Source organism: Pseudomonas sp. IzPS59, assembly GCF_014863505.1.
Taxonomy (GTDB): Bacteria; Pseudomonadota; Gammaproteobacteria; order Pseudomonadales; family Pseudomonadaceae; genus Aquipseudomonas; species Aquipseudomonas kribbensis.
This window is the reverse complement of record NZ_CP062251.1, coordinates 5,480,541-5,506,057: the sequence shown is the minus strand read 5'-3', so window position 1 is coordinate 5,506,057 and position 25,517 is coordinate 5,480,541. Positions and strand designations below refer to the sequence as shown.

Genomic DNA, 25,517 nt, shown 5'->3' with positions numbered 1-25,517 from the left:
GAAAGGAGATCCGGCGATGACCACCTCACGTGAAACCCGCGACTACCAGGCCGCCGATGCAGCGCACCACATTCATGCGTTCGTCGACCAGAAGGCCCTCAACGACGAAGGCCCACGGGTGATGGTGCGCGGTGACCGCCTGCACTTGTGGGACAACGACGGTCGGCGCTACCTCGACGGCATGTCCGGGCTGTGGTGCACCAACCTCGGTTACGGGCGCAAGGATCTGAACGCGGCGGCGAGCCGGCAACTGGAGCAGTTGCCGTACTACAACATGTTTTTCCACACCACCCACCCGCAGGTGATCGAGCTCTCCGAGCTGCTGTTCAGCCTGCTGCCGGGGCACTATAGCCACGCGATCTACACCAACTCCGGCTCCGAAGCCAACGAGGTGCTGATCCGTACCGTGCGCCGTTACTGGCAGGTGCTGGGCAAGCCCGAGAAGAAAATCATGATCGGCCGCTGGAACGGCTACCACGGTTCGACTCTCGCGGCGACGGCCCTCGGCGGCATGAAGTTCATGCACGAAATGGGCGGGATGATTCCCGACATCGCGCACATCGACGAGCCGTACTTCTTCGCCCACGAAGGCAACCTGACGCCAGCTGAATTTGGCTTGCGAGCCGCGCAGCAACTGGAAGCGAAGATCCTCGAGCTGGGCGCCGACAAAGTCGCCGGGTTTATCGCCGAACCGTTCCAGGGCGCGGGCGGGATGATCTTCCCGCCGGAAAGCTACTGGCCGGAAATCCAGCGCATCTGCCGTAAATACGATGTGCTGTTGTGCGCCGATGAAGTGATCGGCGGCTTCGGTCGCACCGGTGAATGGTTCGCTCACGAATACTTCGGTTTCGAGCCGGACACCCTGTCCATTGCCAAGGGGCTGACCTCCGGTTACATCCCGATGGGCGGCCTGATCCTGTCGAAGAAAATGGCCGACGTGCTGGTGGAGCAGGGCGGTGTGTTCGCTCACGGCCTGACCTATTCCGGTCACCCGGTGGCGGCGGCGGTGGCGATTGCCAACCTCAAGGCATTGCGCGATGAAGGCGTGGTGACGCGGGTCAAGGATGACATCGGGCCGTACCTGCAACAGTGCCTGCGCGAGGTGTTCGGCAATCACCCGTTGGTGGGCGACATCCAGGGCACGGGCATGGTGGCGGCGTTGCAACTGGCCGAAGACAAGGCCACCCGCAAGCGCTTTGCCAATGAGAACGACATGGCCTGGCGCTGCCGCACGATCGGTTTCGAGGAGGGGGTGATCATTCGCTCGACACTTGGGCGGATGATCATGGCGCCGGCGTTGATTGCCAGCCGTGAAGAGATCGACGAACTGGTGGGCAAGACCTTGAAAGCGGTTGATCGTACGGCGCAGGAATACGGTCGGCTCTGAGGTATTTGTAAGGCTCAAGGGCCCCTTCGCGGGCAAGCCCGCTCCCACAGGTTTATCAGTCGTTCACAAAATTGTGATCCGTCTCGATAACTGTGGGAGCGGGCTTGCCCGCGATTGCGTCAGTCGATTCAACATCGTTTTAGCTGTCTTGCACCCCCTCCGTGCACCCCCGCCCGCAGCGCCCTTTCGCGGTGCGCACTACCCAGTTTTTTCATCGTTCGCGTCTAACTATTTCCTCGTTTTCCTGACGCCGGGCCTGGGTCAACATCGATTTCGCCAGCCAAGGCATTGCCCGCCAGAGTCCGACAGAGACCGCAGTGTGCAATCGCGAGACCCCGGCTGGCCGTACTGCCCATGACAACTAAATCAACAGCGTTGGGAGTGCTCCATGAACAAGTCCTTGTTTACCCGTCTTGCTTGTCCTCTGGCGATTTCCGCCCTTTCAGTCACCGCCGCCCAGGCCGGCACCTTGTCGATCGGCCACACCACGTGGGTCGGTTACGGCACCCTGTACCTGGCCCAGGATCTGGGCTACTTCAAGGAAAACGGCCTGACCGTCGAATTGCCGGTGGTCGAAGAAGCGTCGATGTACATGGCCGCCCAGGCGTCCGGGCAATTGTCCGGCTCGGCCTCGACCATCGACGAAGTGCTCAAGTACCGCCCGCAGTTCTGCTTCAAGGCCGTGGCTGCACTGGATGACAGCCATGGCGGCGACGGCGTGCTGGTCGGTAAAAACGTGAAGAGCCTGCAAGAACTCAAGGGCCAGGCCGTGGCCGTCAATGAAGGTTCGACCTCGCAGTTCTGGCTGTCGTACCTGCTGAAAAAGAACGGCATGAGCATGAGCGACATCACCGTGCAGAACATGACCGCCGACGATGCCGCCACCGCGTTCATCGCCGGTCGCGTGCCGGCCGCCGTGACCTGGGAGCCGCATCTGTCGATGGTGCGCGACAAGCAGCAAGGCAAAGTGCTGATCGACAGCAGCAGTACGCCGGGGGTGATCGTCGATGTGGTGGCGCTCAACTGCACGGTGATCGAGAAGCAGCCGGAAGACGTCAAGGCGCTGGTCGCCGGTCTCTACAAAGCGGTGCAGTACACCAAGGATCATCCACAGAAAGCCTACGAAATCATGGCCAAGGGCGTCGGCGGTTACCTGTCCGATCCGAAGGAACTGGCCGCCGCCGCACAGGGCGTGCGTTTCTACGATCAGGCCATGAGCGAAAAACTGCTGGGCAAGCCGGGCGCGCCGGGTGACAGCGAGCCGCTGATCAAACTGGCCAACGAAACCGCCAGCGAATTGCAGGGCAAGCCCTACAACGTCAGCAACGACGATCTGGTGGATAACCGTTTCGTCAGCCCGCTCTAGGAGACTGGTCATGTTCAAGCGCAATTCATGGCTGAGCCGCTGCATCACGCCGAAGACCGGGTTGCCGGTGCCGGTGGTGTGGAGCGCCAGCGGTCTGGCCTGGGTGTTGCTGGTCGGCCTGTGGGCCGGGTTGTCCTACGGCGGCATTGTGCCGGGGATGTTCCTGCCGACGCCCGGCGCGGTGGTTGAAGCCGCCGTGCGCCTGAGCCGCGACGGCACCCTAGGGCAGCATGTCTGGGCCAGTGTCGAAGTGGTGATGGTTGGTTTCATCGTGTCGTCGCTGGTGGCGGTGCCGCTGGGCTTGCTGATGGGCAGCTTCCGCATCGTCCAGGCGTTCCTCGAGCCGATGGTCAATTTCATCCGTTACTTGCCGGTGACCTCGTTCGTGCCGCTGTTCATCCTGTGGATCGGCATCGGTCTGGAGCAGCGGGTGTCGGTGATCATTTTCGGCGTGTTCTTCCAGCAACTGGTGATGGTCGCGGACGTATCCAAAGGCATTTCCAAGGACTTGATCAACGCTTCCTACACCCTCGGCTCCAACCGGCGTGACGCGGTGCTGCACGTGATCGCCCCGGCATCGTTGCCCGGCGTGCTCGACACTCTGCGGGTGACCATGGGCTGGGCCTGGACCTATCTGGTGGTCGCCGAACTGGTCGCCGCTTCCAGTGGTCTCGGTTACTTGAGCCTCAAGGCCATGCGCGGCTTTCAGGTCGACGTGATTTTTCTCGCCATCGCGATCATCGGCCTGCTGGGCCTGGTCACCGATCAACTGTTCCGCTTCTTGCGTTTGAGGATTGCCGCATGGGCTCAGTAACCGCTGCCAACCGTCGTTTCATCGAGCCGGTCGCCGCACCGGCACTCGCCGCGCCAAGGTTGCAGGTGGACAAGGTCAGCCTGCGTTACACCAAGCCCGGCGGCGGAACCTTCACCGCGCTGGAAGAAGTGTCGTTCGAAGTGCCGGATCAGCAATTCGCGGTGCTGGTCGGGCCGTCGGGCTGCGGCAAGTCGAGCCTGCTGTACCTCACCGCCGGCCTGGCCGAGCCGACGTCCGGCGAGATCTACGTCGGCGGCCAGCAAGTGCAGGGCCCCGGCGCGGATCGCGGGATGGTGTTCCAGAGCTACACGCTGTTCCCGTGGCTGACAGTGCGGCAGAACGTCGAGTTCGGCCTCAAGCGCCGGGGCATGCCGGCGGCCAAGCGCAAGGAAATCGTTGATCACTACGTGCACGAAGTCGGCTTGTCAGGATTTGCCGATAACTACGCCAAGCAGTTGTCCGGCGGCATGATGCAGCGGGTGGCGATTGCCCGGGCCCTGGCCAACGATCCGCAGATCCTGCTGATGGACGAACCCTTCGGCGCCCTCGACAGCCAGACCCGCCTGCAAATGCAGCAGCTGTTGCTGCGGGTGTGGGGCAACAGCAAGAAGACCGTACTGTTCGTCACTCACGATATCGACGAGGCGATCCTGCTCGGCGACCGTGTGTACGTAATGGGCGCGCGGCCTGGGCGTATCAAGCAGATTCTCGATGTGCCGATCGAGCGCCCGCGCACGCTGGACATGGTCATGGAGCGCTCGTTCATCGACATGAAGCGACAGATCTTCGGGCTGTTGCACGACGATCTTGAAGAGGCTCACTGAGATCAGTTGGGTGGCAGAAGGAACTTCGCAATCACCGGCAGATGATCGGAGATGCGCAACGTATCGTCCTGCCGCACCGTGGCTTCGACCCGTTTGATCTTCGGGCTGTAGAACAGGTAATCGACCGTGCGGTCCGGGCCGTTGAGGCCGGGGTCGTTGGGATAATGGGTCAGCCATTTGGCACGGTCGATGCCGCTGGCTTCGTTGTTGGTCGGGATCATCGGGTACTTGTCCCACAACAGGTGCAGCGCACTGTCCACGGAGTAGGGCGTGCGCTGTTCGACCGGCAGGCGCCGGTACTGGCCGAGCGGCAACAGGTTGAAGTCACCCCCGATCAGCCACGGCGTGCCGTGGCTTTCGTGTTTGTCGAGCACCTTGGCCACCGCCGCCACCTGCGCCTGCAAGGTTTCGTCCGGCTGCATGGCGCGATCCAGATGGGTGTTGAACACCACCAGTTGCCCGCCATCGCTGAACGGCAGGGTGGTGGCGAGCAGGGCGTTTTTCGGCCGGAACTGGCGGCTGATGATATTCAGCGGCTGCACCGGCAATTGCAGGCGTTCAGCGTGTTCGATACGGAAGCGGCTGAGGGTCGCGAGTTGTCGGCCGACGCTGCCGAAGATATGCGGATCCGGGACGAAATCGGCCTTCCAGTCGAAGGCGTGGGCGCTGCACGGGTAGAGGTCGGTGAGGCGCTCCTGCAACAGCTTGAGCTGGTTCTGATAGTCGCTGGCCTTGGCGCCGTCATCCAGTTCCTGGATCAGCACCACATCGGGCTGCTCGTCGCGGATCACCCGGGCCACTTCGTCGAGGCTGAAGGCCATGTCCTCCGGGGTCGGGGCTTCGTCGTCGCCTTGCGCCAGGTCATTCCAGAACACATAACGCTTGCCGGCCAGGTATTGCACGTTCCAGGTCATGACCTTCAGCGCCTGGCCGGGCACCAGCGTCGGCGATTGTCCGGTGCAACTGACCGGCAGGGTTTCCCGGGCGTCGGGGCGCCAGGTCAGGCTGAAAATCATCACGCCGATCAGGGCGACGGCCAGCAGCACGCAGAGCAGGATGTAGCGCAGTAGACGGGTCATGGCTCGGCTTATAGCGATACGGGAGTGGTCCCGAGCATATACGAGACCCCCGCATCACCCAAGCGCAGAGCGGTCAGACCCTTCCGTCACGTTTGTCGGGCAATTCGCTGATCAACATGAACAGGCGGAACAGCACCACGCTGGTGAACAGCTGCAGGAAGCTGTGGCCACTGTCGATCAATATGGCGATCAACGGATTCTGCGGATCGGGGTAGACCTGCAGGGTCAGGCCCTTGAGCAGCCACAACGGCCCCATCACACAGAGGATGCACACCAGAATTCGCAGGAAATGCCCACGGCTCAGGCGCAGGCTTTCCTTCATGGCCTGCAACGGGCCGTAGCCGCGCAGCACCAGCAGGTATTCACCGAAGGCCAGGGTGACCATCAGCCACAAGCCTGGCAGGAAATACAGGGACAGACCGAGCAGAATCAACAACGTGTTCAGCGCAGTGAGCACGGCAAAACGCGGCCACAGGCGCGCCGCCATCGCCAGCAGATCGAGGGTTTGCGGGGATTCGCCACGGGTGCGGGCGTCGAGAAACAGGATCAGCGCGGCGGTGTACAGCGGGTAGACCAGCAGGCCGACGATCACACTGATGGCCGAATAACCGTCCGGGTCGCTTGTGTGATCGACCACCTGTTGCAACGCGGCTTCGAAGATCACCAGCGGCAGGCACAGCTGGACGATCCGCGCCAGATTGCGTTTAAAGAAATACAGCGAGTCACGCAGCACATCGAAGGCATTCATCAGTCGGTATCGCAGGTCAAAAACAGTGGCTCACTTTAACCGATGATGTGCTGCGGGGCGCAAACGTAAACGTTCGGTAAAGACCATTGAAACATTCTGTCGCTGCCTCCATTACGTAGGTGCGCCTCCTCCACTGTGGACGAGGGCAACGTTATCCCCGGCAATCTACGAGGTCGCCATGAACAGCGAAGAGCAAACCCTGATCGATGGACTGTTTTCCCGGCTGCAACAGGCCGAAACGGAGGCAGCCCCGCGTGACGCCCTGGCTGAAGCGCGGATCAAGGAACACCTGACGCGCCAGCCGGCCGCAGGCTATTTCATGACCCAGGCGATTCTGGTGCAGGAGGCCGCGATCAAGAGCCTCGACGAACAGAACAAACAACTGACTCAACAGGTCCAGCAACTGCAGGCCGAACTGCAATCGGCCAAGGCGCAAAGCGCAGCCCCGGCGTCGAGCGGCGGCGGTTTCCTGTCGAGCATCTTCGGTGGCAGCAGCCCGCGCCCGGCCCCGACCCAGAGCGCCCCGGCCTCCACTGGCGGCTGGCGTGAACCGGCTCCGCAGCAGAACTTCGGTGCCCCCGCGCCACAACAGAACTTCGGCGCGCCACCACCGGGTTATGGCCAGCAGCAAGCGGCCCCGGCGGCCGGCAGCAGTTTCCTCGGCGGTGCCCTGAAAACCGCCGCCGGTGTGGCCGGTGGCGTGATGCTGGCACAAGGCATCAGCAGCCTGTTCCATCAAAACCAGCAGCCGCAAGAAATCGTTGAGGTGATCAAGGAAGAGCCGGCCCAGGTCAACGACCAGGGCAACAACGGTTGGGGCGATGACCAGCGCATGGCCAACAACGACTCCTGGGGCAACAACCAGGGTGGCTTCAGCGACACCGACTACAGCGATGACAACTCATCGTTCTTCGATGACGACGATTCCTTCGTCTGATTCACCATTCGTCCGGGGCGCCTGAGCGCCCCGGGCCGATTATTCGCGGAACCTTCCTTCGGGCTGGCATACTGGGCGCCTTTTTCGGGCCTGGTGCCTGATCCGGCTCATGCGCGTCAGCGCTCACAGGAACTCCGGTGAAAAAAATCGCAGTGTTCGCCGATGTGCAGAACCTCTACTACACCGTCCGCCAGGCCTACGGTTGCCACTTCAACTACGCGGCGCTGTGGGCGGATGTCAGCCAGCACGGGCAGATTGTCGAGGCCTACGCCTACGCGATCGACCGGGGTGACAGCAAACAGCAGCAGTTCCAGCAGATCCTGCGCAACCTCGGTTTCACCGTAAAACTCAAACCCTACATCCAGCGCAGCGACGGCTCGGCCAAGGGTGACTGGGACGTGGGCATCACCCTCGACATCATGGACGCCGCCGACCACGTCGACGAAATCGTCCTGGCCTCCGGTGACGGCGATTTCGACATGCTGCTCGAACGCATCATCAACAAACACGGCGTGCAAGCGGTGGCCTACGGCGTTCCCGGCCTGACCGCCAACTCGCTGATCCGCGCCGCCAGCCGTTACGTGCCGATCGAAGGCGCACTGCTGTTGAAAAATTGAGCGCAAGCTCAGACTTGATTTGGACGGAGTACAACCCGGTTTGGAACGCATTGCAGTCATCGACTTTGAAACCACCGGCATTTCGCCGAGCAGCAGCTGCCGGGCCACGGAAATCGCCGTGGTCATGCTGGAAAACGGCCGCATCGTCGAGCGTTACCAGAGCCTGATGAACGCCGGCGTCCGCGTCCCGGCCTTCATCGAACAACTCACCGGCATCAGCAACGCCATGCTGCGCACCGCGCCTTCGGCCGAACAGGTAATGAACGAAGTCAACGAATTCGTCGGCTGCACACCCTTGCTGGCGCACAACGCCGCCTTCGACCAGAAGTTCTGGGACTTCGAACTGGGCCGGATCAAACGCACCCGTTTGCAGAACTTCGCCTGCTCGCTGTTGTTGGCCCGGCGCTTGATGCCTGCTGCGCCGAATCACAAGCTCGGCACGCTCACCACGTTTGCCCAGTTGCCACACACCGGCCAGGCGCACAGGGCGATGGCGGATGCGGAGATGGCGGCGAATTTGCTGGCGCATCTGGCGGATGAGTTGCGGCACAAGCATGGGGTGCGGGATCTATCGCACGACCTGCTGTGCAAATTGCAGAAAGTCCCGGCCGCTAAAGTGGGCGAGCACCTGCAACGCTATCGCTGATTCTCAGGCAAACACATTTCCCTGTGGGAGCGGGCTTGCCCGCGATGGCGTATTGTCTGTCACCCAAATTGTTGGATCTGATGGCCTCATCGCGGGCAAGCCCGCTCCCACAGGGATCACCATCGCCTCAGGGTTTGCCGTTACCTTCGATATGACCAAGCGGCACCCGCTTCTCTATCGCACTCGACAACACGATCGACGTCTTGCTGAACCCGAATTTCGCCACCTGGTTGATCAAATCCTCCAGCTCCGGCATCGAACCCACCGCGGCCTTCATGATCACGCACGGATCGCCCGTCACTCGAAAGCACTCGGTCAATTGCGGAATTTTCACCAGTTCGTCGTAGACCTTTTGACTGCCGTTCTGGTGGAGGCGCAATTCGATCACGCACTGGATCGGCAAGCCGATTTTCGACAGGTCGATGTTCGCCTGATACCCGGTGATGACTCCGGCCGCCTCGAGTTTTGCCACGCGCTCGGCGACGGCGGGGGCGGAGAGGTTCACTTTGCGGGCGAGGTCGGCGTAGGACGCGCGACCGTTTTCGAGCAGGGCGCTAAGCAGCATGCGGTCGTATTTGTCCAAGGTCGGACTCCTGAAAATGCCAGACTTTCGAAATCACGGTTTCAGCCGTCGATCTCCGTGCTTTCAAAAGTGTACCGGCGCTATAAACAGGTTTTGTAACTTATTTTTAGCGGTTGGCCTTTCTAGAATAACCAATCCCCTGTGTCTGACTTTCGAGTTGCCCATGTCTGCCTTGCGCCGTTTTTCCTTGCCGTTGATCGCTGCGTTTTTTGCGTTGTACGTGATTTGGGGATCGACCTATCTGGTGATCCGCATCGGCGTCGAATACTGGCCGCCGCTGATGCTCGGCGGTGTGCGCTTCGTGATTGCCGGCAGCCTGATGTACGCGTTCCTGCGCTGGCGCGGGGCACCGGCGCCGACCTGGGCGCAGTGGAAAGCGGCGGGGATCATCGGGATTCTGTTGCTCAGTTTCGGTAACGGCGCGGTGACCCTGGCCGAGCACAGCGGCGTGGCGTCGGGAGTCGCGGCGCTGGCGGTGGCGACGGTGCCGCTGTTCACTTTGCTCTGCGGTTATTTCTGGGGCGCGCGCAACACCCGCCTGGAATGGGCCGGGGTGGCGATGGGGATTATCGGTATCGCGATGCTCAACATGGGTTCCAACCTGCAATCGAGCCCGCTGGGCGCGGCGCTGCTGATTTTCGCGGCGGCGAGCTGGGCGTTTGGTTCGGTGTGGAGCAAACACTTGCCGCTGCCTCAAGGCGCAATGGCCAGTGCCGTGGAAATGCTGGTGGGCGGCGTAGTGCTGCTGATCGGCAGCGCGGCCAGCGGCGAACACTTGCAAGCCATGCCGCCACTGGAAGGCTGGCTGGCGCTGGCTTACCTGATCTTCTTCGGCTCGATCATCGCCTTCAACGCTTACATGTATCTGTTGAAAAACGTTCGCCCGGCGGCGGCTACCAGTTATGCCTATGTGAACCCGGCGGTGGCGGTGTTGCTGGGGATTGTGTTTGTCGGCGAGACCATCGGTATCGAAGAGGCGCTGGCAATGCTGGTGATCATTGGCGCGGTGGTGCTGATCGGTCTGCCGCAGTGGCGCCGCCCTCGGCAGCCGCCGGTGGTCAGCGAGCCGGCTGCCATAGCGACGGAGCAGCGTGCGAATTAGGGTAAACTGCGCGCCATCGCACACGTGCTCTGATTTTTTCCTACGGTACTCCCATGACTTTCGCCACCCTTGGCCTGATCGAACCCTTGCTGCGCTCCCTCGAGAAGCTCGGCTACCAGACCCCGACGCCGGTGCAGGCGCAGGCCATTCCGGCCGTGCTGGCCGGTCGTGACCTGATGGCGGCGGCCCAGACCGGCACCGGCAAGACCGCCGGTTTTGCCTTGCCGCTGCTGCAACTGCTGGCGATGGAAGGGCCGAAAGTTACCGCCAACTCGGTGCGTGCGCTGATTCTGGTGCCGACCCGCGAACTGGCCGAACAAGTCCACGAAGCCGTGCGCCAGTACGCTGAAAACCTGCCACTGCGCACTTACGCGGTGTACGGCGGCGTCAGCATCAATCCGCAGATGATGAAGCTGCGCGGCGGTGTCGATCTGCTGGTCGCGACCCCGGGCCGTCTGCTCGACCTGTTCCGCCAGAACGCGCTGAAGTTCAATCAGCTGCAAACCCTGGTGCTGGACGAAGCCGACCGCATGCTCGACCTGGGCTTTTCCGAGGAGCTGGCGAACATTTACCGCGCGCTGCCATCGAGACGTCAGACGCTGCTGTTCTCCGCGACCTTCTCCGATGACATCCGCCTGCTGGCCGGGCAGATGCTCAACGATCCGCAGAGCATCGAAGTCAGCCCGCGCAACGTCGCCGCCAACACCGTCAAGCAGTGGGTGGTGACGGTGGACAAGAAGCGCAAGCCGGAACTGTTCGTGCACTTGATGCGCAAGAACAAGTGGAAGCAGGTGCTGGTGTTCGCCAAGACCCGTAATGGTGTGGACGCGCTGGTCGAGAAACTTCAGGGCCTGGGCGTAAACGCTGATGGCATCCACGGCGACAAGCCGCAGGCGACCCGTCAGCGCGCGCTGGACCGTTTCAAACTGAGCGAAGTGCAGATTCTGGTGGCGACCGATGTTGCTGCCCGTGGTCTGGATATCGAAGACCTGCCATTGGTGGTCAACTTCGATCTGCCGATCGTCGCCGAGGATTACATTCACCGTATCGGCCGGACTGGCCGCGCGGGTTCGACCGGTCAGGCGATTTCGCTGGTGTGCGCGGATGAAGTGAACATGTTGTCGGCGATTGAAATGCTGACCCGTAGCACCTTGAAGCGCGAGGTTGAGCCGGACTTCGTACCGGAGCACCGCGTGCCGGATACCGATGCCAGTGGCCAGGTGATCAAGAAACCGAAAAAACCGAAGAAGCCGAAAGTTTCCGGTGGCGGCGGTGGCAAGCGCAATCTGGGCAAGTGGGTGGACAGCGGGGATACCCCGGCGCCGGAAGTGGCGATCAAGCCTGTGCGCAAGGTGCCGGTGTTCAATACCGGGCCGCGCAAGCGTAAGCCTTAAAGATTGCCTTAAAGATCAAAAGCCCCCTCACCCTAACCCTCTCCCAGAGGGAGAGGGGACTGACGGGGTTGTTTTGGCGAGTTACGCCGACCTGCAATACCGAGTCGAACTCAGGTTATGAAAAGCACTTGATCGATAAATCCATAATCGACTCGGTCTCTCAGGTCGATGTTTAGCGCCAGACACCTCGGTCGGCTCCCTCTCCTTGGGGAGAGGGCTGGGGTGAGGGGTGAGGGCGACTCAGCTTTTACGTCGTAACCAGTCCAGCATCCCCAACCCCGCCGCCCGGCCACTGGCAAAACACGCCGTCAGCAAATACCCGCCAGTCGGCGCCTCCCAATCCAGCATTTCCCCCGCACAGAACACCCCCGGCAACGCCTTGAGCATCATCCGCTCATCCATCGCCTCGAACGTCACCCCACCGGCACTGCTGATCGCTTCATCCAGCGGTCGGGTTTTCACCAGTGTCAGCGGCAAGGTCTTGATCGCCCGGGCCAGCAGTGCTGGGTCGGCAAACGTTGCGGCGTCAGTGAGTTCACGCAGCAACGCCGCCTTTACCCCATCTATCCCGACCTGACTGTGCAGATGCTTGGCCATCGAGCGTGAACCCCGGGGTTTGCTCAACGCCGCCTGCAATTTATCCACAGGCCGGCCGGGCAGCAGGTCGATGTGAATGGTCGCGGCACCGTGCACATTGATTGCCTCACGAATCGGCGCCGACAGGGCGTAGATCAGACTGCCCTCGATCCCGGTCGCGGTAATCACGCATTCACCCAGACGCGGAACATCGTCGTTCAAACCAATGGCGATATTTTTCAGCGGCGCGCCGGCGAATTTGCTGACCATCACTTCGCTCCAGGCCTGCACCTCGAAGCCGCAATTGCTCGGCTGCAACGGCGCCAGTCCTACACCGCGTTGCTCCAGCGGCAACATCCACGCGCCGTCGGAACCCAGCCGCGACCAGCTGCCGCCGCCGAGGGCCAGCAGGGTGGCGTCGGGGCTGAGGGTTTTCTCGCCTTCCGGGCTGTCGATGCGCAGCGCGCCGTTTTCATCCCAGCCGAGCCAGCGGTGGCGGGTGTGGATAACCACGCCGCTGTCGCGCAGGCGTTTGAGCCAGGCGCGCAGCAGCGGCGCGGCTTTCATGTCGGTAGGGAACACCCGGCCGGAGCTGCCGATGAAGGTTTCGATGCCCAACTCGTGAATCCACCGGCACAGAGCATCGGCGTCGAATGCGCGCAGCAGCGGGGCGATGTTCGGGGCGCGTTCGGCGTAGCGCGAGAGGAACGCCGGCCAGGCTTCGGAATGGGTGATGTTCATGCCGCCAACCCCGGCCAGCAGGAACTTGCGGCCCACCGAGGGCATGCCGTCGTACAGATCGACGCGGACTCCGGCCTGGCTCAGTACTTCGGCGGCCATCAGGCCGGCGGGGCCACCGCCGATGATGGCGACGTGAGCGGGAAGGGCGGCGGAAGTCTGAGTCATGGCAGCGGCAATAGCGTGGCGGAATAAGCCGCGCATTCTAGCAGCAGCGGCCGGCGTCAGGCCTGATCAAAAAACAACCAGTGCGCTGCAGGCCATGTTCAGCGTGGGCTGTAGTCCCTTTCGCTCAGGTTATCCACAGGCCGTTCCACAGCCATTGTGGGTAACGCAGCACAACTCAATGACAACCGGATGACTGCCAGACGCGCTGCGCACTGTGATGCAGGATGCCGTGGCGGCGGGCGAGGGCCTGGCGATCCTTGCTGTAGCCACCGCCGATCACGCCGACCACCGGGATATCGCGGCCCAGGCAATGGCGCATGACGCTTTCGTCGCGGGCCGCAACGCCTTCGTCGGTCAGTTGCAGATAACCGAGGGCGTCGTCCTTGTGCACATCGACGCCGGCGTCGTACAGCACCAGATCCGGCTGATACAGCGGCAGCAGGTAGTTAAGCGCATCGTCGACGACTTTCAGGTAATCGGCATCGCCCATGCCGTTGGGCAGCGGTATGTCCCAGTCGCTTTCGGCCTTGTGTGCAGGAAAGTTCTTTTCGCAGTGCAGGGAAACGGTGATCGCTTCCGGGGTGTTGTGCAGAATCCGCGCAGTGCCGTCGCCCTGATGCACGTCGCAATCGAAGATCAGCACCCGGTTCACCCGGCCGCTTTGCAGCAGGTAGTGACTGATGATCGCCAGGTCATTGAAGATGCAGAACCCGGCGGGATAGTCGTAGTGGGCGTGATGAGTGCCACCGGCGAGGTGACAGGCCAGACCATGTTCCAGCGCTTTTTCCGCTGCCAGAATCGAACCGCCGACAGCCCGCACCGTGCGCCGGGCCAGCGCTTCGTTCCATGGCAGACCGAGGCGCCGCTGGTCTTCGCGGGACAGCTCGCCACTCATGTAACGTTCGATGTAGTTGCGGTCATGGGCCAGGGCGAGGATGTCGGCAGGGCACAGCTCCGGGCGCAGCAGGTCTTCGTCGCGGGTCAGGCCGCTGTCCACCAGGTGATCGCGCAGCAGACGGAACTTGTCCATGGGAAAGCGGTGATCCGCCGGAAACTCGGGGCTGTAGTCTTCGTGGTAGATCAACGGCAATGGCATGGCGGACTATTCATAAAGGCTGTAGGAAAGAGTGCAAAGCCTACCAGCGATGTAGACTGGCGGCATGGAAACGGAGGGGCACGATGGAGCCGATACTGCAGCTGGAAAGCGCGCGACTGCTGATGCGTCAGTGGCAGGACGCGGATTTGCCGGCATTTGCGGCGATGTGCGCCGATCCGCAGGTGATGCGCTATTTTCCCGCGCTGTTGAGCCGGCTGGAAAGTGCCGCAATGATCGGCCGTGTGCGCGGCCACTTCGCCGAACACGGCTTCGGCCTGTGGGCGCTGGAGCGCAAGGACACCGGCGAATTCATCGGTTTTACCGGGCTCGGCGTGGTCGGTTTCGAGGCGCCGTTCACCCCGGCGGTGGAAATCGGCTGGCGTCTGGCGAAGGAACACTGGGGCCTGGGATATGCCAGCGAGGCGGCGTGGACTGCGCTGCGTTGCGGCTTTGATCGGTTGGCCTTGAAAGAGATCGTGTCCTTCACCGCGCAGAGCAATCTGCCGTCGGAAAAAGTCATGCAGGCCATCGGCATGCATCACGACCCGGCCCATGATTTCGATCACCCGAAACTGGCTGTCGATCACCCGTTGCGTCGACATCTGTTGTACCGAATCACCAGGGAGCAATGGCTGCAGACCCTGCATGGCTAAGCCGACACGGACGTTTACAATGGCGCGATCATGGCTCGCGCCAGAACCTGAATTGGCCGCCGCAGCCAAGACTGCGCGGCATAGCGTTGTGTGAGGAGAGTCTGAATGAGCCAAGTGTTGGAAGATCTGGTGGATCTGCTGACCCTCGAACCGATCGAGGAAAACCTGTTCCGTGGTCGCAGTCAGGATCTGGGCTTTCGCCAGTTGTTCGGCGGCCAGGTGCTTGGCCAGTCGCTGTCGGCGGCCAGTCAGACCGTTGAAGAGACGCGTCATGTGCATTCGATGCACGGCTACTTCTTGCGTCCGGGCGATGCCAAGTTGCCGGTGGTCTACTCGGTTGACCGCGTGCGTGACGGCGGCAGCTTCAGCACCCGCCGCGTGACCGCGATCCAGAAGGGTCACCCGATTTTCACCTGCAGCGCTTCGTTCCAGTACGACGAAGAAGGCTTCGAACACCAGAGCCAGATGCCGCAAGTGGTCGGCCCGGAAAACCTGCCGTCGGAGCTGGAACTGACCCAGCAACGCGCGCACCTGATCCCGGAACACATGCGTGAAAAGCTGTTGTGCCCGAAACCGATCGAAGTGCGCCCGGTCACTGAAAAAGACCCGTACAACCCGCAACCGGCGGACCCGATCAAGTACGTGTGGTTTCGCGCTGACGGTGCGTTGGCCGACATTCCCGCATTGCACAAATACCTGCTGGCCTACGCCTCGGACTTCGGTCTGCTGACCACGTCGATGCTGCCCCACGGCAAATCGGTCTGGCAGAAAGACATGCAGGTCGCCAGCCTCGATCACGCCTTGTGGTTCCACAACGATCTGCGCGCCGATGACTGGTTGCTCTACGCCATGGACAGCCCGTGGGCCGGCAACTCTCGCGGGTTCTCCCGTGGCAGCGTGTTCAACCGCGCCGGGCAACTCGTAGCGTCGGTGACTCAGGAAGGCCTGATCCGTCATCGCAAGGACTGGGCATGAGTCTGGCGGAGGTGCGGCACTGGGTGTTCGACATGGACGGCACCCTGACCGTCGCCGTGCATGATTTCGCGGCGATTCGCGTGGCGCTGGCGATCCCCCCGGAGGACGACATCCTCACGCACCTCGCGGCGTTGCCCGCCGAAGAAGCGGCGGCGAAACATGCGTGGCTGCTGGAGCATGAGCGGGATCTGGCGCTCGGCTCGACCCCGGCAGTCGGAGCGGTGGAGCTGGTGCGTGAGCTGCACGCGCGGGGTTATCGCCTCGGCATCCTGACCCGCAATGCGCGGGAATTGGCCCATGTGACGCTGGAGGCTATCGGCCTGGCGGACTGCTTTGCGGTGGAGGACGTGCTGGGCCGCGATGAAGCGCCGCCGAAACCGCATCCGGGTGGCCTGCTGAAATTGGCCGATGCATGGCAAGTGCCGGCGAGCGAGATGGTGATGGTCGGCGATTACCGCTTCGACCTCGATTGCGGCCGGGCCGCCGGGGCGCACACGGTGCTGGTGAACCTGCCGGACAATCCCTGGCCGGAGCTGACCGACTGGCATGCGAAGGATTGTGTGGAGTTGCGGCGGGTGTTGTTCGCTTGAAAAAAAACGGGGGCTTTGGCCCCCGTTTTTTATTGGTCGAAGATTGCTTTCTGACCTTCCGGCGAGGTCAGCATGCCATCGCCGTTATGCCCGACACCGGGCACTTCAACCAGCCGTTGATTCACCCCTTCCGGATGCCGACGCAGCAGATAGCTGAAAAACAGCTTTCCGCGTTCCAGTCGATAAGTACCTTGGGCCTCGGCAGCACAGCTCTTGTCCAGCGCCGGGTGATGGGGGTCAGTGTCCTGCTGCCCCAGCAGATAAATCACCTCGCGTTTGACGTAACTGCCTTCAAGCTGCGCGGGCGTTTGCCCACCGGAGTAAATCGGCGGATCCACCAGACCGTACTTCCAGCGGTTGAAGCCCGGGCACTGCGCATGATCGAACGCCACCGGCCGTTGCTCGTTGAAGTAGGCGTAGGACGACGGGTTGGCCACCACATACCGCAAGCGAATGCCTTCAGCCTTGAGCGCCGGTTGCTCGCGTGCGAGCAGGGCATAGCGCTGCACTACCTGACCGCCGCCGGAGTGGCCGAAGATCACGATCTGCTTCACGTCCGGAAACTGCTTGCGGTCGCTCAGTCGGCCAATGATTTCGTCGAGGGCGGCATAGGAACTGAGCGCGTTCGGCCCTGTGGATAACCCGCCGCCCATCCATTCATTGCCCTTCCAGCGCAGCACGCTGGGGGGCAACGAATAGAGGGCGACATCGCTTTCGTTGAGAAACTGCGGTGCGATCACCAGGGTGTTGGCGGTTTGCCCGGCCAGTTCGGCGGCGCTCTCGCCACTCTTGCGATAGGTCTCGGCGTTGCGCAGCTTGCCATGAATGACGATCAGCACCCGCTCGATTTTCGCTGGCGCCGGGCCGATGCCCACCGCCATTTCGCCAGCCTGCAACTGCAGGCGTCCGGGGCTGATCGCGTCGACGCCGGCCGCTTGTGCGGTGCCGCCGATGAACAGTAAAGCCAACAGCCATTTATGCATTTACAGGTTTTTCGCCGCAAAGGTATCGCACTGGCCGACCTGGCCCTGGGCGAATCCGGTTTTGAACCAGCGCACCCTTTGCGCCGACGTACCGTGGGTGAACGAGTCCGGCACCACACGGCCCTGACCCTGTTGTTGCAAGCGATCATCACCGATGGCGTTCGCCGCGTTCAAGGCTTCTTCGATATCGCCCGGCTCCAGCCAGTTCAGGCGTTTCTGCGCATGGTAGGCCCAGACGCCAGCCAGGCAGTCGGCTTGCAGTTCCTGACGCACCAGCAGACCACCATCACCTTGCATCTGCCGGCCTTGCTGGCGGGCGGCCTGAATTTTCGCCGAGACGCCGAGAAGCGTCTGCACATGGTGTCCGACTTCGTGAGCGATCACGTAGGCCTGGGCGAAGTCGCCGGCGGCCTTGAAGCGTTGGGCCATTTCCTGGAAGAACGCCATGTCCAGATAGACCTTCTGGTCTGCCGGGCAATAGAACGGGCCGGTGGCCGAGGTGGCCATGCCGCAGGCGGAGTTGACCCGGTTGCTGAACAGCACCAGGGTCGGATCCTTATATTGGCGGCCGGCCTGCTGGAAGATCGCGCCCCAGGTGTCTTCGGTGTCGCCGAGGATCGAGCGCACGAATTCGGCCTGTTCATCGTTGGCCGGCGGTGCCTGACGGGTTTGCGAAGTAGGGGCCGATTGCTCGGTCATCTGCCCGGTGAGTTGGCCGAGGATCTGCAACGGGTCCTGCCCGGTGATCCAGCCAATGCCGACGATCAGCAGAATCGCCCCGAGGCTCAGGCCCTTGCCGCCACCGAAACGCATGCCGCCACCACCGCCCATGTCATCGCCACGGGCATCGACGACGTTGTCACTGCGTCGACCTTTTCTCCATAGCATGTGGGAATCCTCTGTCTGATCGTGGTGATGAGTGTTGCTGGTGTGTGAGTGTGGCGCCAGTCCGGTCGTCCGTCCATTCGTACACAGGCAAACAGGCCCGACCTCGGGGGACGAGGTCGGGCCTGTTATTGACGAGCATGAGCGCCGGGAATTCAATCCACCGGCGGATTTCTTTCGCCGGGTCAGCGGTCGAAGGCGTCCCACACCGGAGCGAAGTCCGGGCTGACCTGACGTTCGCGTTTGGACAACGCGGCAATCAGTGCGCGGTCGTCATCGTCCAGTTCCACATTCAGTGAAGCGAGGTTGGCCAGTTGATTGGTCTTGCTGCTGGCCTTGGGAATCGCCGCGACATTGTCCTGATCCAGCAACCACTTCAACGCGACCTGAGTCGGCAGCACGCCGTGTTTTTCGGCGATTTGTTGAATCTGCGCAATCTCCGAGACCTTGTTGCGTGCCAGCGGCGTGTAGGCCGTCAGCGCCAGGTCGTGTTGGCGGGCGTAGTCGAGCAGAGCGTTTTGTCCGAGCAGGACGTGGTACTCGACCTGAATCGCTGACAGAGGAATGCCGTATTCCTCGACGACTTTGCGCAGCAACGGCAGCGGAAAATTCGCCACACCGATGTTGCGAGCCAGACCTTGCTCCTTGAACGAGGCGAGGGTCTCGAGAGTGCGCGGCAAGTCCCAGTCGGTGGTCGGCCAATGGATCATGAACAGATCGACGTACTCGCTGCGCAAGGCCTTGAGGCTGCGCTCCAGCGAGTGACGCATGGCATCGGGTTGCAACTGGTCCCACCAGACCTTGGTGGTGACGTGGATCTGCTCGCGGGGTATCGGTGTATTCGCCAGTGCCTGTCCGACGGCGTCTTCATTGTTGTAGGCCGCTGCCGTGTCGATGTGCCGGTAACCGAGTTCCAGCGCCTGCTCCACGGCGCGGGTGCATTCGTCGCCGAGCATCGGCCACGTGCCAAGGCCGAGTTTGGGCAGGTTCAGTCCGTGTTGGTTGACGATGTGCTGCATGGTCGGCGCTTCCTGCATTGATGGGTTTCAGAATGGGATTCTGAAAACTAAACAACGCCGGCCAACATCAGCAACTCGTCAGCCGAGAAAGGGGGCGATTATCGAGCGAAAAGTTCCAGATTTTGCAATCAGTGATATGTATTTTAGAATCGGCAAAATTTCACTGGGATCGCACCATGGCCGGCAGTCAGATCGAACGGGTTTTCAGCGTGCTCGAAAGCCTTACCCACGAGCCGCGCGGACTGCCGCTGCAAACCCTCGCGGAACAAATCGACATTCCGAAAAGTGCGACCCACCGCTTGCTCGCCGAGTTGTCCCGGCTGGGTTATGTGCGGCAGAACCCGGAAACCCTGCGTTATCACTTGTCGACCAAATTGGTGGCGATGGGCTTTCGCTACCTGTCGAGCAGCGGCGCCGACATCGTGCAGCCGGTGCTTGATCGGCTGGCGCAGGAAACCGGCGAACTGGTGCGGCTGGGCGTCACCGACGGTGAGCGCCAGACCTGGATCGCCAAATCACAGGGCGCGCGCAGCGGTTTGCGTTACGACCCAGACATGGGGCGCGATGCGCCGCTGTTCTACACCGCGTCCGGCCATGCGTGGCTGGCGAGCATGAGTGATGCCGAGGCCTTGTCGCTGGTTGAGCGTCAGGCCGCCGAAATACCGGCGGATATCGGGCCGAATGCACCACGAACCAACATTGAACTGCTCGAACATCTGCGCGTGGCGCGGGAACAGGGTTACGCCTGTGTCGAGGAAAGCTCGGCGGTGGGCACATCGGCTATCGCTGCCGTGGTGCGGCATCCGGCCGATGGCCGGGTTATCGGCGTGTTGAGCATTGCCGGGCCGAGTGCGCGGCTGCCGGGGGCGAGGTTGCATGAGCTGGCGCCGCTGTTGTTGAAGTTTACCGAGGAGTTGTCGGCGGCGAGCCTGGCTTCGGAGCTGTTCGTCTAGCCGCGAAACGGCAGGCGAGTTCGGGTTGTCTGTAAAGCTGTGCGTTGATCGCACAGAATTTGGCTTGAAGGGTGTGAGAATTTGGAACCGGGTTCTAAATTATCGCTGGAGGCTCTTTCCTCATTTTGAATTCCAGAGATCGCCAATGACTGTCAGCACACCGCTTTCCGGCGTCAACCAACCCTTCAAGGGGATCTTGCTGATTGTCGTGGCGACGTTTCTGTTCTCCAGCCACGATGCGCTGTCGAAATACCTCTCGGGTTTTTATCCGATCGTCATGGTGGTGTGGGCGCGGTATCTGGTGCACACGCTGTTGATGGCGGGGATTTTCCTGCCGCAGTCCGGGTTGCGTGTGCTGCGCACCAAACGCCCGTTATGGCAATTGGCGCGGGCGTTGTGCCTGCTGGGCACCAGTCTGTTTTTCACTACGGCGCTGCTGTACATCCCGTTGGCCGAAGCCACTTCGGTCAACTTTCTCGCGCCGGTGCTTGTGACGGCGCTGTCGGTGCCGTTGCTCAAGGAGCGGGTGACGCGGGGGCAGTGGATCGCAGTGATCTGCGGGTTTATCGGCGTGCTGATCATCGTCCACCCCGGTGGTGAATTGTTCACCCCGGCGATTCTGTTGCCGTTCTGTTCGGCGCTGTTTTTCTGCTTCTATCAGTTGCTCACCCGCAAGCTCAGCGAAGTTGACAGCCCAACTACCAGCAACTTTTTCGCCGGGTTGTGCAACACGCTGGTGATGAGTGCGCTGGTGCCGTTCTTCTGGCAGGTGCCGAGTCTCGGCCATGCGATGTTGATGCTGGCGCTGGGCACGTGCGGGATGACGGCACACCTGTTTCTGACCCAGGCATTCCGGCACGCCGCGCCGGCACTGCTGGCGCCGTTCGGCTATTGCCAGATCGTATTTGCGGGGTTGCTGGGGTGGTTGCTGTTCGCGCACACGCCGACCCTGATGACGGTCATTGGGATTGCGGTGATCTGTTGCAGCGGGCTGGCGGCAGCGTGGCAGCAGAGCCGGCGCTGAAAGGACAACCGGCCTGAAAACAGGCCGGTCAGTGCAGGAAGGTTATTCGGTAACCGTAGGAATCTTGCGCGGTGCCATGAAGTACATCCAGGCCAGCGCAATGAAGTACATCGCCGGGATCAGGGTGAACAGCACGGTGTAGTTGTTGTTGGTGACGGTGAGGATGTGGCCGACGATCTGAGTCATGAACATCCCGCCGATTGCCGCGCACATGCCGCCGAAACCGAACACCGTGCTCATCATGTGCTTGGGCGTGTAGTCCATCACCAGACTCCAGATGTTGGCGGTCCAGGCCTGGTGCGCGCCGATGGCCAGGGAGATGGCGGCCACTGCGATCCACAGGTTGGCGGAACCGGCGGCCATGACCACGCCGATGATGCAGCAGGCGAACAGGAACATCGACAACAGCCGCGCCTTGATCGAGTTCATGCCGCGACCGATCAGGAACGAAGACAGAATCCCGCCGCCTACGCTGCCGAAGTCGGCGGTGACGTAGATGATGATCAGCGGAATGCCCATCTGGGTGACGTTGATGCCCAGGTTGTATTGCTGATTGAGAAACGGCGGCAGCCAGTACAGGTAGAACCAGAACACCGGCGCGGTCAGCGAGTAGGCGAGGGCGAAGGCCCAGGTGCCGCGCATGCGCAGGATTCGCGAGAACGGTACGCGGGCCTGTTCCGGTTCGACTTCTTTCTGGATGTAGTCCAGCTCCGACTGTTTCACGCTCGGGTGATCTTCCGGGTTGAAATACTTCAGGCCCCAGAACAGCAGCCAGATCCCGCCCAGTGCCGACATGCACAGGAACGCGGCCTGCCAGCCCCACACATGCAGAATCAACGGCAGCAGCATCGGGGTGAACATCGCACCGACGTTGGTGCCGGCGTTGAAGATGCCGGTGGCCACTGCTCGCTCGCCGGCCGGGAACCACAGGCGCGTGGTTTTCACACAGGCCGGGTAGTTGGCCGCTTCGGTCAGGCCGAGGATGAAGCGGCAGACCATGAAGCCCACTGCTGAGGTCGCCAGGCCATGGGCGCCGGTGGCCAGGCTCCAGAGCAGCACCGCGCAGAAGAACACGCGTTTCACGCCGACCCGGTCGATCAGCCGCCCTTGCAGCACGAAGCCGATGGCGTAGCCGACTTGAAACCAGAAGTTGATGTTGGCGTAGTCCATCGCCGTCCAGCTCATTTCCTTGGCGAGGATCGGCTGCATGACGCCGAGGGCGGCGCGGTCGATGTAGTTCAGGGTGGTGGCGAAAAAAACCAGCGCCAGCATGCCCCAACGGGTCTTGCCGACGGCCATGGCGCCGCGGATCTTGTCGCCGATGCCACCCGTGGCAGTGCTCATGGCCGGAGCCATGCGGGAAGTCTGTGAAGGAATCATGTGTTCCACCCGTTTTTGGATTTGTTATTTGGTGTGCTTTCTTGTGCACGCTGCGACCGGTGGTTCAGATCCGGACTCAAGGTGAAAGGGATGTTGGGCAGTGGGCGAAAAATCGTCAATTCGCCAAACCGGCATTGTGTTCGATAATCGCACGCAAAACTAACCGGGTAGTACAGTTTAAATTGCTCAAAGAAAAACCGGGACCAATAATTCGCTCACCTTATAAAAGCGGCGCAATCACCGTAGCCGACGTCTCCACCGGGAGTTGAAACATGCAGCGATCCATTGCCACCGTTTCCTTGAGCGGAACCCTGCCGGAAAAACTCGAAGCCATTGCCGCCGCCGGGTTCGACGGGGTGGAGATCTTCGAGAACGACCTTCTGTATTACGACGGCAGTCCCCGGGAAATCAGGCAGATGTGTGCCGACCTCGGAATTGCCATCACGCTGTTCCAGCCATTCCGCGATTTTGAAGGCTGCCGCCGCGATCGGCTGGAGCGCAACCTGGAGCGGGCCGAACGCAAGTTCGACCTGATGCAGGAACTGGGCACCGACCTGGTGCTGGTCTGCAGCAATGCTTCTCCCGACAGCGTCGGCGATCAGCAGATCCTCATCGACGACTTGCGCCTGCTGGCCGAGCGCGCCGTTGCTCGTGGCTTGCGCATCGGTTACGAGGCGTTGGCCTGGGGCCGTCACGTCAATACTTATCAACAGGTCTGGGACATCGTGCGTCAGGCCGATCACCCAAGCCTTGGCGTGTTGCTCGACAGCTTCCACACCCTGTCGCTCAAGGGCGATCCACGGGCGATTGCCGAGATTCCCGGCGACAAGATTTTCTTCGTGCAGATGGCCGACGCGCCGATCCTGGCGATGGATGTGCTGGAGTGGAGCCGGCATTTCCGCTGCTTCCCGGGACAGGGCGAATTCGATCTGCCGGGTTTCCTAGCGCCAATCATCCAGAGCGGCTACACCGGGCCGTTGTCGCTGGAAATCTTCAACGACGGCTTCCGTGCCGCGCCGCCTCGGGCCAATGCCGCCGACGGTTTGCGTTCGCTGTTGTATCTGGAAGAGAAGACCCGCCAGCGTCTCGAGCAGGAAATCCGCCCTGTGGATAACCGCGAAATCCTCTTCGCGACGCCGAAGGCCAGCGAGTACAACGGCATCGAGTTTCTGGAGTTCGCCGTCGACGAAGCCCTCGGCGCCAAGCTGTCGAACTGGCTGGAGCGGTTGGGGTTCGTCAAGGCCGGGCAGCATCGTTCGAAAAGTGTCAGCCTGCTGCGCCAGGGCGATATCAACCTGATCCTCAACTCCGAGCCTTATTCGTTCGGCCACAGTTTCTTCGAGGCCCACGGCCCGTCGCTGTGCGCCACCGCCGTGCGGGTCAAGGACAGCGCCAGTGCGCTGGCGCGGGCCGTTGCCTATAAAGGTCAGCCGTATCGCGGGCTGGTCGGCCCCAACGAGCTGGAATTGGCAGCGGTGCGTGCGCCGGATGGCAGCCTGATTTATCTGGTGGATGAGGAAGCGGATGTCTACGGCACCGACTTCAATCTGCTGCCGGGCGCGGTGACAAGTGGCGGGCTCAAACGCATCGATCACATGGCCATGGCGTTGCCGGCAGACAGCCTCGACAGCTGGGTGCTCTTCTACAAGAGCCTGCTGGATTTCGAGGCCGACGACGAAGTGGTGCTGCCCGATCCGTACGGTCTGGTGAAGAGCCGAGCCCTGCGCAGTCGCGACAGTTCGATCCGTCTGCCGCTGAACATTTCCGAGAACCGCAACACCGCGATCTCACACGCGCTGTCGAGTTATCGCGGCTCCGGGGTGCATCACATCGCCTTCGATTGCGACGACATCTTTGCTCAGGTTCGCCGGGCGAAAGAGGCGGGCGTGCCGCTGCTGGATATTCCGCTCAACTATTACGATGACCTCGCGGCGCGTTTCGATTTCGATGACGAGTTCCTCAGCGAGCTGGCCTACTACAACGTGCTGTATGACCGCGATGCTCAGGGCGGCGAGCTGTTCCACGTCTACACCGAGCCGTTCGAAGGGCGGTTCTTCTTCGAGATCATTCAGCGCAAGAACGGTTACGCCGGTTACGGCGCGGCCAACGTCGCGGTGCGACTGGCGGCGATGGCCAAAGCACGCAGTGGCGCCGTTCGCCAGGCGAAGTTGTAGGAAATTCGTAAACGCGGGATTAAACACGGGCCGCGCGGCTTCCTTCACTGTGCCGCGCGGCCCATAATCGCCAGCCTGTGCAGTGATGGCCGTGAGCCCGCAATGACAATGACTTCAGAACTTTCCGCAGCCCCCGTTTCATCAGCGGTAGAGCCGCGCAAGAGTCGCAAGAACAACCCGGAAAAAACCCGCGAGAACATCCTGCAGGAAGCGATCGTCGAGTTCGTCCAGCAGGGCCTGTCCGGCGCCCGCGTCGATGCGATCGCCGAGCGTATCCACACCTCCAAGCGCATGATCTATTACTACTTCGGCAGCAAGGAGCAGCTGTACGTCGAGGTACTGGAAAAGCTCTACGGCGATATCCGCAGCACCGAAAACCGTCTGCACCTGGCCGAGCTGCCACCGGTGGAAGCGATCCGGCGTCTGGTGGAGTTCACCTTTGATCACCATGACCGCAACGTCGATTTCGTGCGCATCGTCTGCATCGAAAACATCCACAACGCCGAGTACGTGAAGCGTTCCGATGCGATCAAGGCGATGAACAACACGATTCTTGATTCGCTAGGGGAGATCCTGGCTCGGGGTGCTGCTGAAGGCCTGTTCCGGGCCGGGCTCGACGCGCTGGACGTGCATCTGCTGATCAGTTCGTTCTGCTTCTATCGCGTGTCGAACCGCCATACCTTTGGTGAGATCTTTCAGATCGACCTGCCGGACGAAACCATCAAACAGCGTCATCGCGAGATGATTTGCGAGTCGGTGCTGCGCTACCTGCAGGCCTGACCGGCGTCGAGGGGGCGTCGCCCCCT

At 61.7% G+C, this 25,517-nt stretch carries 25 protein-coding genes; 16 read left to right on the top strand and 9 right to left on the bottom strand.

Annotation, left to right across the window (positions count from 1 at the left end; all coding sequences use genetic code 11):
* Positions 1 to 16 precede the first annotated feature (16 nt).
* The 4 genes from IF189_RS24710 (at position 17) to IF189_RS24695 (ending at position 4,391) form a co-directional block, all read left to right on the top strand.
* The gene (locus tag IF189_RS24710) at positions 17 to 1,387 is read left to right on the top strand and encodes an aspartate aminotransferase family protein (RefSeq protein ID WP_134828198.1); all 1,371 of its coding nucleotides are present in this window, start codon (positions 17 to 19) and stop codon (positions 1,385 to 1,387) included.
* A gap of 388 nt (positions 1,388 to 1,775) precedes the next feature.
* A complete protein-coding gene (locus tag IF189_RS24705) occupies positions 1,776 to 2,753 on the top strand; it encodes an ABC transporter substrate-binding protein (RefSeq protein ID WP_192552405.1) in 978 nt (325 codons plus the stop codon).
* 10 nt (positions 2,754 to 2,763) lie between these two features.
* Positions 2,764 to 3,567, top strand: a complete 804-nt coding sequence (locus tag IF189_RS24700) for an ABC transporter permease (protein WP_119430100.1) — start codon at positions 2,764 to 2,766, stop codon at positions 3,565 to 3,567.
* The gene (locus IF189_RS24695) at positions 3,555 to 4,391 is read left to right on the top strand and encodes an ABC transporter ATP-binding protein (RefSeq protein WP_192552404.1); all 837 of its coding nucleotides are present in this window, start codon (positions 3,555 to 3,557) and stop codon (positions 4,389 to 4,391) included. The genes IF189_RS24700 and IF189_RS24695 overlap by 13 nt, the downstream gene beginning before the upstream one ends.
* A gap of 2 nt (positions 4,392 to 4,393) precedes the next feature.
* Here IF189_RS24695 and IF189_RS24690 read toward each other — a convergent pair whose 3' ends face one another.
* Together IF189_RS24690 and IF189_RS24685 are read right to left on the bottom strand one after the other, a co-directional pair.
* Positions 4,394 to 5,470 carry an endonuclease/exonuclease/phosphatase family protein gene (locus IF189_RS24690; protein ID WP_192552403.1) on the bottom strand — a complete coding sequence of 359 codons (1,077 nt, stop codon included), beginning with the start codon at positions 5,468 to 5,470 and terminating at the stop codon, positions 4,394 to 4,396.
* Between the two features lie 73 nt (positions 5,471 to 5,543).
* On the bottom strand, positions 5,544 to 6,218 hold the full coding sequence (locus tag IF189_RS24685) for a YciC family protein (protein WP_085712251.1): 675 nt from the start codon (positions 6,216 to 6,218) through the stop codon (positions 5,544 to 5,546).
* A 178-nt stretch (positions 6,219 to 6,396) separates the two neighbouring features.
* On the opposite strand from IF189_RS24685, the gene IF189_RS24680 reads away from it, so the two are divergent.
* The 3 genes from IF189_RS24680 (at position 6,397) to IF189_RS24670 (ending at position 8,418) form a co-directional block, all read left to right on the top strand.
* Positions 6,397 to 7,155 carry a DUF2076 domain-containing protein gene (locus IF189_RS24680; RefSeq protein WP_134828196.1) on the top strand — a complete coding sequence of 253 codons (759 nt, stop codon included), beginning with the start codon at positions 6,397 to 6,399 and terminating at the stop codon, positions 7,153 to 7,155.
* Positions 7,156 to 7,292: 137 nt separating this feature from the next.
* On the top strand, positions 7,293 to 7,772 hold the full coding sequence (locus IF189_RS24675; protein WP_007958730.1) for an NYN domain-containing protein: 480 nt from the start codon (positions 7,293 to 7,295) through the stop codon (positions 7,770 to 7,772).
* A 40-nt stretch (positions 7,773 to 7,812) separates the two neighbouring features.
* Positions 7,813 to 8,418: a PolC-type DNA polymerase III gene (locus IF189_RS24670; RefSeq protein ID WP_134828195.1), complete on the top strand. Its 606-nt coding sequence runs from the start codon at positions 7,813 to 7,815 to the stop codon at positions 8,416 to 8,418.
* 127 nt (positions 8,419 to 8,545) lie between these two features.
* Here the strand turns inward: IF189_RS24670 and IF189_RS24665 are convergent, their stop codons facing one another.
* On the bottom strand, positions 8,546 to 9,001 hold the full coding sequence (locus IF189_RS24665; RefSeq protein WP_085687884.1) for an Lrp/AsnC family transcriptional regulator: 456 nt from the start codon (positions 8,999 to 9,001) through the stop codon (positions 8,546 to 8,548).
* 163 nt (positions 9,002 to 9,164) lie between these two features.
* On the opposite strand from IF189_RS24665, the gene yedA reads away from it, so the two are divergent.
* Positions 9,165 to 10,103, top strand: coding sequence for a drug/metabolite exporter YedA (gene yedA, locus IF189_RS24660; RefSeq protein ID WP_192552402.1), 939 nt, complete (start codon positions 9,165 to 9,167; stop codon positions 10,101 to 10,103).
* A 53-nt stretch (positions 10,104 to 10,156) separates the two neighbouring features.
* A complete protein-coding gene (locus IF189_RS24655; protein WP_134828192.1) occupies positions 10,157 to 11,497 on the top strand; it encodes a DEAD/DEAH box helicase in 1,341 nt (446 codons plus the stop codon).
* A gap of 240 nt (positions 11,498 to 11,737) precedes the next feature.
* Here the strand turns inward: IF189_RS24655 and IF189_RS24650 are convergent, their stop codons facing one another.
* Entirely contained in the window at positions 11,738 to 12,979 is a 1,242-nt protein-coding gene (locus IF189_RS24650) for a TIGR03862 family flavoprotein (protein ID WP_192552401.1), read from the bottom strand.
* 175 nt (positions 12,980 to 13,154) lie between these two features.
* On the bottom strand, positions 13,155 to 14,075 hold the full coding sequence (locus IF189_RS24645; protein WP_192552400.1) for a histone deacetylase: 921 nt from the start codon (positions 14,073 to 14,075) through the stop codon (positions 13,155 to 13,157).
* 83 nt (positions 14,076 to 14,158) lie between these two features.
* Between IF189_RS24645 and IF189_RS24640 the strand changes: the two genes are divergently transcribed.
* The 3 genes from IF189_RS24640 (at position 14,159) to IF189_RS24630 (ending at position 16,293) form a co-directional block, all read left to right on the top strand.
* Positions 14,159 to 14,728, top strand: a complete 570-nt coding sequence (locus tag IF189_RS24640; RefSeq protein ID WP_192552399.1) for a GNAT family N-acetyltransferase — start codon at positions 14,159 to 14,161, stop codon at positions 14,726 to 14,728.
* Positions 14,729 to 14,833: 105 nt separating this feature from the next.
* Positions 14,834 to 15,703: an acyl-CoA thioesterase II gene (gene tesB / locus IF189_RS24635; RefSeq protein WP_085712241.1), complete on the top strand. Its 870-nt coding sequence runs from the start codon at positions 14,834 to 14,836 to the stop codon at positions 15,701 to 15,703.
* Entirely contained in the window at positions 15,700 to 16,293 is a 594-nt protein-coding gene (locus IF189_RS24630; protein ID WP_134828189.1) for an HAD family hydrolase, read from the top strand. Before tesB ends, IF189_RS24630 begins: the two co-directional genes overlap by 4 nt.
* Positions 16,294 to 16,322: 29 nt before the next feature.
* Here the strand turns inward: IF189_RS24630 and IF189_RS24625 are convergent, their stop codons facing one another.
* The 3 genes from IF189_RS24625 to IF189_RS24615 form a co-directional block, all read right to left on the bottom strand.
* Positions 16,323 to 17,276 (bottom strand): alpha/beta hydrolase, encoded by a 954-nt coding sequence (locus IF189_RS24625; RefSeq protein ID WP_134828188.1) that lies wholly within the window; start codon positions 17,274 to 17,276, stop codon positions 16,323 to 16,325.
* A complete protein-coding gene (locus tag IF189_RS24620; RefSeq protein ID WP_085712238.1) occupies positions 17,277 to 18,164 on the bottom strand; it encodes a neutral zinc metallopeptidase in 888 nt (295 codons plus the stop codon). It abuts the gene before it with no gap.
* Positions 18,165 to 18,346: 182 nt separating this feature from the next.
* Positions 18,347 to 19,180: an aldo/keto reductase gene (locus IF189_RS24615; protein ID WP_192552398.1), complete on the bottom strand. Its 834-nt coding sequence runs from the start codon at positions 19,178 to 19,180 to the stop codon at positions 18,347 to 18,349.
* Between the two features lie 176 nt (positions 19,181 to 19,356).
* Between IF189_RS24615 and IF189_RS24610 the strand changes: the two genes are divergently transcribed.
* Together IF189_RS24610 and IF189_RS24605 are read left to right on the top strand one after the other, a co-directional pair.
* Positions 19,357 to 20,133, top strand: a complete 777-nt coding sequence (locus tag IF189_RS24610) for an IclR family transcriptional regulator (RefSeq protein ID WP_134828185.1) — start codon at positions 19,357 to 19,359, stop codon at positions 20,131 to 20,133.
* Positions 20,134 to 20,278: 145 nt separating this feature from the next.
* Positions 20,279 to 21,157, top strand: coding sequence for a DMT family transporter (locus IF189_RS24605; RefSeq protein WP_192552397.1), 879 nt, complete (start codon positions 20,279 to 20,281; stop codon positions 21,155 to 21,157).
* 42 nt (positions 21,158 to 21,199) lie between these two features.
* On the opposite strand, the gene IF189_RS24600 is transcribed toward IF189_RS24605, so the two are convergent.
* Positions 21,200 to 22,537, bottom strand: a complete 1,338-nt coding sequence (locus IF189_RS24600) for an MFS transporter (RefSeq protein WP_192552396.1) — start codon at positions 22,535 to 22,537, stop codon at positions 21,200 to 21,202.
* A 272-nt stretch (positions 22,538 to 22,809) separates the two neighbouring features.
* Between IF189_RS24600 and quiC the strand changes: the two genes are divergently transcribed.
* Both quiC and IF189_RS24590 read left to right on the top strand, forming a co-directional pair.
* The gene (gene quiC, locus IF189_RS24595) at positions 22,810 to 24,711 is read left to right on the top strand and encodes a 3-dehydroshikimate dehydratase QuiC (protein ID WP_134828182.1); all 1,902 of its coding nucleotides are present in this window, start codon (positions 22,810 to 22,812) and stop codon (positions 24,709 to 24,711) included.
* A 102-nt stretch (positions 24,712 to 24,813) separates the two neighbouring features.
* Complete coding sequence (locus IF189_RS24590; protein ID WP_114885674.1) at positions 24,814 to 25,491, top strand: TetR family transcriptional regulator; 678 nt, start codon at positions 24,814 to 24,816, stop codon at positions 25,489 to 25,491.
* The last annotated feature ends 26 nt before the right edge of the window (positions 25,492 to 25,517 follow it).